The sequence below is a fragment of the Morganella sp. Je.2.23 genome (genome assembly GCF_051129855.1).
Taxonomy (GTDB): domain Bacteria; phylum Pseudomonadota; class Gammaproteobacteria; order Enterobacterales; family Enterobacteriaceae; genus Morganella; species Morganella sibonii.
Genome location: NZ_JBCPSQ010000002.1, coordinates 220,327 through 232,800 on the forward strand (window position 1 = coordinate 220,327; position 12,474 = coordinate 232,800).

7 protein-coding genes are annotated in these 12,474 nt (G+C 54.9%); 4 read left to right on the top strand and 3 right to left on the bottom strand.

The features are described 5' to 3' along the window. Window positions 1–58: 58 nt before the first annotated feature. The 3 genes from ybaK to copA all read right to left on the bottom strand — a co-directional run bounded on the left by ybaK (window position 59) and on the right by copA (window position 4,438). Window positions 59–538 (bottom strand): Cys-tRNA(Pro)/Cys-tRNA(Cys) deacylase YbaK, encoded by a 480-nt coding sequence (gene ybaK / locus AAZR23_RS11500; protein WP_004237643.1) that lies wholly within the window; start codon window positions 536–538, stop codon window positions 59–61. Between the two features lie 51 nt (window positions 539–589). Continuing rightward, entirely contained in the window at window positions 590–1,399 is an 810-nt protein-coding gene (locus AAZR23_RS11505; RefSeq protein WP_434692678.1) for a TraB/GumN family protein, read from the bottom strand. Window positions 1,400–1,699: 300 nt separating this feature from the next. Beyond that, the gene (copA, locus tag AAZR23_RS11510) at window positions 1,700–4,438 is read right to left on the bottom strand and encodes a copper-exporting P-type ATPase CopA (protein WP_434692681.1); all 2,739 of its coding nucleotides are present in this window, start codon (window positions 4,436–4,438) and stop codon (window positions 1,700–1,702) included. A gap of 141 nt (window positions 4,439–4,579) precedes the next feature. Here copA and cueR point away from each other — a divergent pair, with 141 nt between their 5' ends. The 4 genes from cueR (at window position 4,580) to AAZR23_RS11530 (ending at window position 12,425) form a co-directional block, all read left to right on the top strand. Further along, window positions 4,580–4,996, top strand: coding sequence for a Cu(I)-responsive transcriptional regulator (cueR, locus tag AAZR23_RS11515; RefSeq protein WP_046893196.1), 417 nt, complete (start codon window positions 4,580–4,582; stop codon window positions 4,994–4,996). 184 nt (window positions 4,997–5,180) lie between these two features. After that, window positions 5,181–6,869 (top strand): ShlB/FhaC/HecB family hemolysin secretion/activation protein, encoded by a 1,689-nt coding sequence (locus tag AAZR23_RS11520; RefSeq protein ID WP_434692684.1) that lies wholly within the window; start codon window positions 5,181–5,183, stop codon window positions 6,867–6,869. Between the two features lie 36 nt (window positions 6,870–6,905). Next, window positions 6,906–11,540 carry a hemagglutinin repeat-containing protein gene (locus tag AAZR23_RS11525; RefSeq protein ID WP_434692687.1) on the top strand — a complete coding sequence of 1,545 codons (4,635 nt, stop codon included), beginning with the start codon at window positions 6,906–6,908 and terminating at the stop codon, window positions 11,538–11,540. Between the two features lie 240 nt (window positions 11,541–11,780). Next, the gene (locus AAZR23_RS11530; RefSeq protein WP_434692689.1) at window positions 11,781–12,425 is read left to right on the top strand and encodes a hypothetical protein; all 645 of its coding nucleotides are present in this window, start codon (window positions 11,781–11,783) and stop codon (window positions 12,423–12,425) included. The last annotated feature ends 49 nt before the right edge of the window (window positions 12,426–12,474 follow it).

A 12,474-nucleotide genomic window follows, 5' to 3' on the forward strand; every position in this document is an offset into this window, starting at 1 on the left:
CCGGTTTTTTATTGTACACAAACCTCCCGGACGGGCCGGAGGATATTTATCCGGTATATCAGTCCCGTTTCGCTACCGGGGCAAATTTCCCGTCCAGCACTTTCGCCAGATCCTGCGGTGCCAGTTCGATATCCAGGCCGCGTTTACCGCCGGAAACAAAAATAGTGGCAAACTCCTGTGCGCCCTCATCAATCAGGGTCGGCAGGCGTTTTTTCTGTCCCAGCGGGCTGATCCCGCCCACCAGATAACCGGTGACTTTCTGTGCATTCACCGGGTCGGCCATTTCTGCTTTCTTCACACCAAGGGCTTTGGCCACTGCTTTTAGATCAAGCTGTTCTGATACCGGGGTGACGGCCACAGCGAGATGTTTATTATCGCCGTTAAGTGCCACCAGCAGGGTTTTATATACCTGACGGGCATCGAGATTGAGTTTGCGGACCGCTTCATCACCGAAATTATGATCATTCGGATCATGTTCGTACGGATGGAGGGTGAATGAAATCCGGTTTTTTTCCAGAAGTTTTACAGCCGGTGTCATAGGTCTTTCCTTGCAGATAATTCAGACGGCAGTGTCACAAGGCCTGCCAGTTTAACACAAAATGGACGGCAGATTATGGTCGCCGTAAATATGCAGCGCACCGACAGCCACCACATAATTGCCGGGCGGCAGTTGCGTTAGCCGGGTTTTCCAGGCGTCATTGCGGCTGATCATCAGATGCTGATACGTCTGCTCGCTGAAGGTAGCTGGCAGCGGCTGTGCGAGTTTTTCCGGCCGGTAATCCAGCCACCAGCCGAGCATAATCTGCAGTGCCCGTGCATTGTCATGCCAGTAGGCCAGGGTATCTTCCAGCAGGCTCAGTCCTTCATCCGGGAAATCCAGCAGCATCTGCATCTGCGCCTGTGTACCCTCCAGCTCAAAAACAGGGATATTCTGCCCGTGAGCGGCATTGAGCATCTGATAGTCAATCCCGTAATGCGGCCGCAGCCCTAGACTTTGTGCCTGGGCTGACTGAAGGATCAGGGCAACCTGCCAGGCGGGCAGGGTATCAAGGGTCTGCACCGGCTGGCGCTGCTCCTCACAGTACCGGCGGTAGTCGTCCCTCAGGTGCTCCGGTAAGCGCTCACTTACCGGCAGACGGGGATGCTCCGGGTCTTGTCCGGGGAACGGTGGTGCCGGACGGGTGATATCAGCTTCCACAATCAGGCCGTCGGCGCGGTTGATTCTTTCCAGCAGCGGACCGGGCAGCGGATACATCGTTTCCGAACCCATATGAATACTGCCGACCAGGTGCAGCGAGATATCCCCGGGGAGTGTAAGGTCGATAGAGGGCCAGGTACAGCCACCCTGCGGATCAGGCGGGATAAGGTAATCTTTCAGCCGGCGGAACAGTGTTTTCATGACGACTCCTGTCGTGAAACGATACCCTAGTTGACTGCAACCGCATGTTTTTTTCAACCCTGTTACGTAAGATCCGGTTAATCAGTAAGAAAAAAATAAGGGAGCGAAGTATTCGCTCCCGTCAGGCCGTCGCCAAACCCGCAGGGGTTGGCGACGACCGGCAGAGGTTGTAAAAATAAACCAGAAAAATCAATTTATTGATTTTCGGCTGATAACACAAAGCAGGAAAAACCACGTTTTATCCTGCTTTGTCAGCAATCTCAAGGGAGCGAATTATTCGCTCCCTTATCAGGTCAGTGATTAATCTTTTGGTTTAAAGCGTAACAGCCGGTTGGCGTTGCTGACCACGGTAATGGATGACAGCGCCATAGCTGCTCCTGCCACGACCGGGTTGAGCAGGGTGCCGGTGAACGGGAACAGCACCCCGGCAGCAATCGGTATCCCGAGAGTGTTATAAATAAAGGCACCCAGCAGGTTCTGCTTCATGTTACGCAGTGTCCCTTTCGAAATTGCCACGGCATCGGCCACACCATGCAGGCTGTGACGCATCAGGGTGATAGCCGCGGTTTCGATGGCGATATCACTGCCGCCGCCCATGGCGATCCCCACATCGGCCCGTGCCAGCGCCGGTGCATCGTTGATACCATCGCCGACCATTGCGACACGGCGTCCGGCCTGCTGCAATTTTTCAATGGCAGCGGCTTTACCGTCGGGCAGTACACCGGCGATCACTTCATCAATCCCGGCTTCTTTAGCGATAGCCCGTGCGGTCACTTCATTATCGCCGGTCAGCATCACCAGGCGGTATCCCTGTTTGTGCAGACGCGCCAGCGCACTGACACTGTCCTCACGCAGCGGATCACGGATGGAAAGTATTGCCGCGATTTTGCCGTCAACCGCCAGCATCACCGGGGTCACGCCTTTACCGGCCTGTGACTGCACCAATGCATCCGCTTCGCCGGCAGTGCTGATATTTTGTGCCTGCATCAGCGCATGGTTACCCAGCAGCAGTGTCCGGTTTTCAGACTCCCCGCTGATCCCCATACCGGCAAGGGTGCGGAACTGCGTGACAGACGGCAGTGTCAGCTCTTTTGCCCGTTCAGTGATAGCGCGGGCCAGCGGGTGATTAGAACCGCTTTCCAGCGCTGCCGCGAGACGCAGAACATCATCGTCACTGAATCCGTTGAAGGTGTGGATCTCCGTTACCTGCGGCATACCTTCGGTCAGTGTTCCGGTTTTGTCGAAAACAATGGTGTCCAGGGTGCTTGCCTGCTGTAATGCATCCGCATCCCGCACCAGTACACCAAACTCAGCGGCGCGTCCGACACCGGAAATAATCGACATCGGTGTTGCCAGCCCCAGTGCACACGGACAGGCGATAATCAGTACCGTGGTAATAATTACCAGCGCATAGGTTATCTGCGGTGCCGGGCCGAAGAAGTACCAGACGGCACCGGCGATCAGAGCGATAACCACCACAACCGGTACAAAGACAGCTGAGATTTTATCGGCCAGCTGACCGATTTCCGGTTTGCTGCTCTGTGCCTGGCGCACCAGTTTAATGATGCGCGCCAGCGTGGTTTTACTGCCGACGGCGGCAGCACGGAACAGCACGGTGCCGTCCTGCACGGTGGTTCCGGCGGAAACAATATCGCCGGTGGTTTTTTGCTGCGGGATCGGTTCCCCGGTCAGCATTGCCTCATCCATCCACACTTCACCCTGTGTGATCTCACCATCGACCGGCACGCGGTCACCGGTGGTCAGGCGCAGGATCATACCCGGCTGCACATCCGCCAGCGGGACATCTTTTTCACCGTCCGGTGTGACGACCCGTGCGGTCGGCGGTGTCAGATCCAGCAGACGCTCCAGTGCTTTTGAGGAGCGCTGGCGGGCGCGCTGCTCCAGCATATGACCCAGGTTTATCAGACCGATGATCATGGCACTGGCCTCATAATAGAGGTGACGCGCCTGCGGCGGGAACACGTCCGGCCAGAGGTTTACCGTGATGGAATAGAGCCACGCGGCACCGGTGCCGAGCGCCACCAGAGTATCCATCGTCGCACTGCCGTTTTTCAGGGATTGCCAGGCGCTGCGGTAGAAATGCCCGCCCGCCAGAATCATCACCGCCAGAGTGACGATCCCGATAGTCAGCCAGATATTGTTATTTGCTGGGGTCAGCATCATATTGTCGCCGATCATTCCCCAGATCATCACCGGAATACCGACAGCCAGCGCCAGTGCTGCCTGCCAGCGGAACCGTTTCATATTGGCGACAGCAACTTCCTGCTGACGCTCACGGCGTTTGGCATCATCCTGAATCAGCTCCGCACCGTAACCGGCTTTCTCCACGGCGGCGATCAGCGCATCCGCAGAGGCGTGACCGGTGACCAGCGCACTGCGCTCCGCGAGGTTAACACGGGCGTTCTCCACGCCGTCCACACTGAGCAGCGCTTTGTGTACTTTGCTGACGCAGCTCGCACAGGTCATGCCGTCGAGCAGGAAGGAGAGACTGTCGTCGTCTTCCTCTATCTCAGGCATAGCAGGGGTGTTATCCGGTGTGGCCGGAATATCGCAATGCTCCGCTGCCGCCGGCTCAGTCTGAGGCAACGTCAGCGGTTCAGATTTTGGGGACGGGGTTTCTCCCGCCACCACAGCCTGATAACCGGCGGCTTCCACCGCGCTGATTAAGGTTTGTGCATCAGCGCTGCCGTACACTTTTGCTTCTTTGGTATCAACCACCGCAGCGGCAACACCCTCAACTGCTTCTAATGCACTTTGCGTTTTCGCGGCACATTTCATACAATTCAGCCCGGAAAGCTGTAAAATTGTACCGGGCTTGTCTGCAATCTGTGCTTCATAACCGGCTTCTTCGATAGTTTTGATAAGGGATTGTGCATCCGCATCGCCGGTCACTTTGGCGAAATCAAGGGTGACCACCGCAGATTCAACATCAGGACGGGCGTCGAGTGCTTTTTTGACACTGCCGGTGCAATGTCCGCAGGACAGCCCCTGTAACGCAAGAATAGTTGTATTTGCCATACTTTTTTTCCTTACATGTTTCGCATCATCACGCCGCAGAACAACACACGGCGTAAAAGAAAAAATTCTGTTCGGGGGAACGGGAATTTTGATTTACGATGATGGTAAACCTTCCCTCAAGGGTAAGGTCAAGGAGAAGTTATGAATATCAGCGATATTGCACAAAAAACGGGTTTAACGCCAAAAGCGATCCGTTTTTACGAAGATAAATCTTTGATCACACCCCCGGAACGGGGTGAAAACGGATACCGGTATTTCAGTGAACGGCATGTCGATGAACTGACACTGCTGCGTCAGGCAAAAGAGGTCGGTTTCACGCTGGATGAGTGCCGCGAACTGTTATCGCTGTTCCGTAATCCGAACCGCCATGCGGCGGATGTAAAATCCGCGACGCTGGGTAAAGTGAAGCAGATTGAGAAAACCATTACGGAGCTCACTGCTATCCGTGACCGCCTGCTGGCGCTGGCGGAATCCTGCCCCGGGGATGATAGTGCGGAATGTCCGATTATCGATCATCTCTCCGGCTGTCGTCACAGCAAACCTGCCTGCCATAAATAATCCGCCTGTTTTCTGCGTCTGCCCGCCGGGCGGACGCCGTTTTATATCCTGTCAGTTAAGTTTTTCTTATTTCTGCCGATAACAGATAAAAGCGCGGCTTTTTTTCATCCGGTGCCATACCGGAGAAAACCGGCATTTTCTGTCCGCTGCGGCGGTAACTGACGCAAAGGATAAGTAAGACGAATTGACCAAACTGCAGACATTATTACGCCGCATACTATTATCAGGGCTGTTTTTTTGCCCGCCATTATATGCCGCACCTTTCCCTTCCGCTGCGGAAAACCCGGGCGCTGATGCCTCGCGCCGGGCGATGCAGGATGCCGCACAACAGGCCAGCGACCTGCTGGAGCAGCAGACCCGGCGGCAGCTGAGCAAGCCGCAGTCAACGATCACCCCCGCAGAGCCGCTGTTGCGTGCGGCAGAGAATGAACATTGTCTGCCGGTCAGTGGTGTGTATCTCACCGGGATCACACTGTTATCTCAGGATGATCTCCGTTCACTCTCATCATTACCTGAAGACTGCATCCGCAGCCGGGATATTAACGGGCTGGTGGCGGAACTGATGGCGCGGTATCTGGATAAAGGCTATATCACCGCGCGGGTCCGCTTTCTGCCGGTCAATGATTATCACGAGCTGGGGATCGGGGTGACAGAAGGGACGATAGAGCAGTTTGACGGCGCGGATCGCGGCGTTAACACGTCTCTGCTGTTTCCCTCTCTGATCGGTAAATCGCTGAAAATTACCGAACTGGAACAGGGGCTGGATCAGGCGAACCGCCTGAAATCGAATCATGTGACGATGGATATTCTGCCCGGCAGCACACCCGGAGGATCAGTGATCCGCCTGGTTAATCAGCGCGGCACCCCGGCCGGTTTCTCTCTCAGTGCGGATAATTACGGGCAGAAAAGTACCGGACGCAATGTGATCCGTGCCGCCGTCACCGCTGACAGCCCGGCCGGATTGTCCGATTTTGTCAGCCTGAGCGGCTCTGCCACAACAGACAACCCGGCAGCACGTTACAGCCGCTCCGGCATGCTGTTCTATTCCGTACCTTACGGCGCACTGACCATCAGCACTTACGGCAGTATCTCCCGTTACCGGATCAATCAGGCACTGCGTTATCAGCACGTCATTCTGCGCGGGGACAGCGCCCAGGCCGCATTGCGGGCAGATTATGTCATCTTCCGTAACCGGTCACGGATTGATTCGCTGATGGCACAAATGACATATAAACGCAGCCGCAACTACCTTAATGAAACCCTGATTGGTGTCAGCAGCCCGTCCCTGAGTGTTGCCGAAGCCGGTTACACCGGGCTGATTCTGGTGCCGGGCGGCGTTATCAGCACATCGTTATCGGCGGAAAAAGGCACCACACTGTTCGGGGCTGATACCCGGAACACGCTGCCGGGCGCCGATCCGCAATACACCAAAGGCAAATTTTCACTCAGTTATGTTCAGCAGTTTTCGCTGTCGGAGAACGCTTATCTGTTCAGCAGTCATCTGGCCGGTCAGTACACACAGGATCATCTCCCCGGGGTGGAGTGGCTGACACTGTCGGATAACAGCACGATCAGAGGGTTTCACGACGGCTCGTTATCGGCGGATAAGGGATGGTACTGGCAAAACACCCTTTCCCGCCGTTTTGTCCGGCAGGGGATCACGGTAACGCCCCGTGCCGGTGCGGACTACGGACGGGTTATGGCTCAGACCGGGCAGGCGGGATGGCAGTCTGCCGCAGGTATCGCCGCAGGGGTTAATGTCAGTTACGGGGGCGCGCAGCTGGATGCGCAAATCAGCCGTGCCCGGACCTCAGCGGCTGCTCTGCCTTCGCAGGATACCCTGTTTTCCCTGCGCCTGGGATATCAGTTCTGATCTGCTCCGTCAGTCGTTGGATGGTAAGGAAATACAATGAAAAAAGAACGCTTTAAACTCTCTTCGTCAGGTAAGGTGGCCGCGTGGATGGCGCTGGCCTTTGTCACGCTGAACAGTGCAGCCGCAGGGATTGTGGCGGACAGCGGCCCGGACGGCCCCGGTGTTTCGCAGGTAAACGGAACAGATATTGTCAATATTACAGCGCCGAACAGTAACGGGCTGTCTCATAACCAGTATCTTGATTTTAATGTGGATAATCATGGCGCGGTCTTTAATAACAGCATGACCGCAGGACAGTCACAACTGGCAGGTATGCTGGAGGCCAATAAAAACCTGAACGGGCAGGCCGCCGGGGTGATCCTCAACGAAGTGGTCAGCCGTAACCCCTCTCTGCTGCTGGGTCAGCAGGAAGTCTTCGGCATGGCGGCGGATCTGATCCTCGCTAACCCTAACGGGATCAGTTGTCAGGGCTGCGGGTTTATCAATACCAATAATGCCGGTCTGATCGTGGGTAATCCGCTGATTGAAAACGGCATGATCAGCGCGTACAGCACCCTGGATAACACAAACTCACTGACGATCGGAAATAACGGGATCACCACCGGTAAAGTGCTGGATCTGGTCGCTCCCGCGATTAATGCCGACGGAGAGATCCGCGCAGCGGCACTGAATGTGATCACCGGCAACAATACTGTTTCTGCTGATCTGCTGACGATTTCCGCCGGTAAAAATGCGGTTCCGCTCGACAGCTACTACCTGGGCGGTATGCGTGCCGGGAAAATCCGTCTGGTGAACACCGCGCAGGGCAGCGGCGTAAAACTGGCCGGTAATATTGATGCTGTAAAGGGTTTTGATGCGCAGTCACAGGGCGCACTGACACTGACCGGCGCACAGGTCACCGGCGGTGATATCCGTCTGAGCGGCGATACAGTGCGGACTGAAGGACAGTTACGTAATGAACATCACCGGACAGAAGATAAACGCAGCGGTCAGTCAGTCACCGCTGAAACCCGGCAGGGGCGCTACACCCGCACTTCGCTGGACGGAAAAAATATCACGCTGGTGGCTCAGCAGGAAGCCCGGCTGACCGGCACCGATCTGAGCGGACAGGATATCTCGGTTCAGGCCGGAACCATCACGCTCGACAGTGACCGGGTTGCGCAGTCAGACACCCGCACCACAAATCAGTGGAAGATGTCGTGGGAAAATAACGAAACCCGCAAAGATGAAAGCATCCGGCAGGAAACCAGCAATCTCCGTGCTGCCGGTGACATACGGCTGGCGGCCGCAACCGGTGATATCACCCTGAAAGGGGCAAAACTGGAGGCCGGAACACATCTCAGCGCGGATGCCAAAGGCGATATCCGGCTTGAGGGCGTGACAGACTCCCGCACACAAACCGTATCCGGTAATAAACGCAATGAGACGGCCAAACTGCTCAGCGGCACACACGGCGATGTCACCTCGAAAGAACAGCTGGTGAAAACGGAACTGACCGCGGGCGGCAATCTGGGACTGAATGCCGGTCATGACATCCGGGCTCAGGCGGCACAGGCACGCGCCGGAAAAGATATGATTATCAACACCGGCAACAATCTCACCATAGGCACACAAACCGCGACACAGCACCAGGGACATACTGAAAATGTCACGTCCTGGGGCGGTATCGGCGGCGGTTCGCGTGAAAACAGTGCCACCACGGAAGAAACGGCACACGGTTCCGGCTTTACCGCGGGCGGTAAACTCTGGCTTTCCGGCGGTAATGGCGTCACTGTCACCGGCAGCAAGGTAAAAGGGACTCAGGATAGCCTGGTGCAGACCGGGCAGGGCGCGCTGGTCATTGAAAACGGCGTCAGCCGGACGGCAAAACATATTGATAACCGTGATGGCGGCGCATTTAACATCACCCGCAGTACGCTTCGTGAAAACAGTGAAGATACCAGGGTGGAGCGCAGTGAGCTGAAATCAGAGGCCGATCTGCGGCTGGCCGGGAAAAATGATATCACCATCGCCGGAAGTCTGATTGAAAGTGCAGGCACACTGAAAATTGATACCCTCGGGGATATTAATGTCCGTGCGGCACAGGCGCAAAAGCAGTCTGATAAAACAGAAACCACACTGAAAATCAGCGGCTATGCCAAAGAAGATGAAGACAAACAATACCGCGCCGGTCTGGATATCAGCCATACCCGCGAAACGCAAAAACAGGATTCTGTCACGCAGCAGGGCAGTGAACTGAAAGGCGGCAGTGTTTCTGTCACCGCCGGGAAAGATCTCGCCCTTACCGGCTCTTCACTGACCACGACTCAGGGAGATGCGGCGCTTTCTGCTGAAAATATCACCCTGAATGCAGCGGATAACCGTGATAGCCGGACACAGCAGAAAGGGGAATCACACGGCGGCATTTACCTGACCGGCGGTATGGACAAAATCGGCGGCGGGATCAGCGGCGGTCACACTGAAACCACCAAAACACAGGAGCAGCATCAGGCGGTCACCTCCGGCACTCAGGTGCAGGGTAATCTCACGCTGACAGCCGGAAAAACGCTTTCCCAGGAGGGCGCATCACACACGGTGGGCGGCGCTTATACGGAAACGGCGCAGACCTCGGAACACCGGGCGGCTCATAACAGTGATCGCACCACGGAAACCACCAAAGGCGGCGAAGGCAGTCTCGGCGTTTCCCTTGATTACAGCAAAGTCTCCCGTCCGCTGGCCAAGGCCGGTGAAAATCTTGCGGAAGGTGATGTTGCCGGTGTGGCTGACAGCACCGCCGCCACCGGTCTGCCGGATATCGGCGTTGACCTGAGCGGTAAAGGGGAAAACCGGAAGACCACCACCGAAAACACTCAGGCGAAAACCACCTCTGTTAATGCAGGTTCTGTTGCCGTGAACGCCACAGACCGTGTTCTGGATGAAGGAACACGTTACCGGGCGGAAAACGGCGGTATTGCGATAAATACCGGGGATTATCAGTCCGCGGCAGCGGCAGATACACATCATCAGTCTGAATCCGTGACAGAGGGTAAAGGCAGCCTGCGTGTGGCGACATCCACCGGACAGGATGTTGCGATCAACGCGGAAGGCAGCGGTGGTCATCGTCTGGCAACGGAAAGCAGCAGTAAAGCAGTGACCGGATCGCTGTCAGCGAAAGGTGATATCGCGGTGCAGGCGGGGCGTGATGTCTCATTACAGGGTGATACACTGCGCAGTGAGGAAGGACTGGTTTCCGTCCGTGCCGGTGACAATCTGACGCTGGATCAGGCAGCAGATACACACAGTAAAACCGTCAGCGGCTATGACGCCGGGGCGAAGGTGAATGTGGAATCAATTAACCTGAAAAATGCGGGCGGTGGTCTCAGCGGCGGACGTGAAGTGTATAACGAAAGCGGCACAACGGCGAAAACCGGCGTGACTGAGGGGAAAACCGGGGTGGTATTACAGGCCGGAAATGACCTGACCGCCAAGGGCACCGATATCAGCAGTGACGGGGATATCACGGTGAAAAGCGGGCACAATACCCTGCTGAACAGTGCGGAGAGCACAAATACCATTTCCGGCCATCAGTGGCACGGCGGTGTGCAGGTCAGCGGCGGTAAAACAGAAACCGGCAGCAAACTGGGCGGCGGTGCGGATTTCAGTATCAGCAAACAGTCTGAAAACGTGACGGATCAGCGCGGCGGCAGTCTGCGCAGCGGTGGTACGGTTGCTGTTTCAGCAGATGGCATGCGGGATGATGCACTGCATCTGAAAGGCACACAGACCGATGCAAAAAATATCGCACTGACAGCCCGTGACGGCGGGATTGTGATTGAATCCGCACAGAAAACCACGGATAAAGCCAACTGGAATGCGGGCGGAAAACTGAATATCGGGACCTCGCGCAGTACAGAAAATCCGGAAACCGGTTCACGGCATAATATCAGCGCCGGTCTGAAAGGCGGGATTGATAATCAGCAGACAGTCACACAGAAAAATGCCCTGACTGAAAGCGAAAATCTCACGCTGAACAGCCGCAATGACACGCGGATTCAGGGCGGAAAACTGAGCGCGGATACTATCAGCGGACGTGTCGGCGGTGATCTGGTGGTTGAAAGCCGGACTAACACGGAATCGGTTCTGAAAGCGGATGCGGATCTGTCGGCGGCACATACCAATGATGAGGGCAGCAGTACCACCTCGAAACTGGCGAATGCCGGTACGCCGAAGTTTGCGGATGATATCAAAGCCGGTCTGGAAAACGGTCTCGATAAAGCAGCTGATTCTGTCCGTGAAAATGCCGGAACCGGTGCGGGTACGGTGGCAGATAAAGTGAAATCCGGTCTGACATCTCCTGCCGGCATGAACGGCAAGGTGAAAGCGTCCTTTGAAACCCGCTCTTCTGAGCAGGTGGGACAGCAATCCGGTCTGACAGCCCGTGAACAGGGTAAACTGCGCACCGGCGGCAGCACCATTCTGACAGGTGCGGTGCTGGACGGTCTGCCGGATGGCGGGAACACCGAAATGCGTTCTGTGGCGGTCAAAGAAACCGGCACCCGCATTCACGGCGAACTCCCGCTCAATGCCGGACAGGCTGTCAGTGCGGTTAAGGACGGGATCGTAAACGGAAAATCCCCGGTGGGAATTTCTGTCACTAATGATCACGGCAGTGTAAACAGTAAAGTGAAGTAATTATTACGAGCGATAACGTATAACGTAGTGTAAACGGCTCTGAATAAGAGCCGTTTTTTATCTCGGCTCTATTTTTGAATTAATTAATTATTTAACTAATTGATTTTAATATTTTAATCATCGTTAAAAAGGGAATGGGAAAGTGCATTATTTAATGTAAAGTTAAATTACCGCAATAAGAAATAGCGTGTGATATCTGTGTATACTGTGTTTATAAATCACCGGCAATGAGGCGCTAATATGAACGATAAAAAGTTACAACGACGACAGGTTCACGCCGACATGCCGAAATTGATCCCCGCTGCGGGCTTTAACCGCAAATTAAATCTGCCCTCTGAAAACAGTGAGCTGACAACGCTGTTTCTGGCTGCCGGTACGCATCAGTTTTCATTGCCGGGCTATGAGGTAAAAGAGGGCTATCAATTTATTAAATCAGGTAAAAAGCAGCAGTACAGGCTGGTGACTACCGGGGATTTACCCGAAACCGTTTATCTGGTTGAGCTTTGCTTCCGCAATGACATTGTTGCCGGTCAGACAAGTTGCACACAAATTAAAGTATGGCGGACAACCAATGACAAACATCAGTCTGCTGTTGCAGACCTGCCGCGGCACTTTTTCCGCTGGCTGCTGGATACTTATCATATTGTGGTTACCGATGAAGAACAAACCGGTGACGGACGGCGTTTTTGGGAAGTGATGATTTCATGGGCATTGGCTGCCGGTTTTTATGTTTATGCTTCAGATGGCGGAGAGCCGGAAAGGCCACTGTTTACTATTCAGGATATTGAATCTTTTTTTGAATACTGGAGTGATTTTTGTTGGGGGAATGATCCGGATACCCACACACACCGCTTAATTGTGATCAGTAAAAAAGAAATAAAATAACAATTCACACGATCCCCTGTCCCGATCAATTCCCCGCTGAAAAAATAAT

What these genes read in the sequence shown, in the direction of transcription:
- copA (WP_434692681.1), bottom strand. Translation starts at nt 4,438, where the DNA reads ATGGCAAATACAACTATTCTTGCGTTACAGGGGCTGTCCTGCGGACAT.
- ybaK (WP_004237643.1), bottom strand. Translation starts at nt 538, where the DNA reads ATGACACCGGCTGTAAAACTTCTGGAAAAAAACCGGATTTCATTCACC.
- cueR (WP_046893196.1), top strand. Translation starts at nt 4,580, where the DNA reads ATGAATATCAGCGATATTGCACAAAAAACGGGTTTAACGCCAAAAGCG.
- AAZR23_RS11525 (WP_434692687.1), top strand. Translation starts at nt 6,906, where the DNA reads ATGAAAAAAGAACGCTTTAAACTCTCTTCGTCAGGTAAGGTGGCCGCG.
- AAZR23_RS11505 (WP_434692678.1), bottom strand. Translation starts at nt 1,399, where the DNA reads ATGAAAACACTGTTCCGCCGGCTGAAAGATTACCTTATCCCGCCTGAT.
- AAZR23_RS11530 (WP_434692689.1), top strand. Translation starts at nt 11,781, where the DNA reads ATGAACGATAAAAAGTTACAACGACGACAGGTTCACGCCGACATGCCG.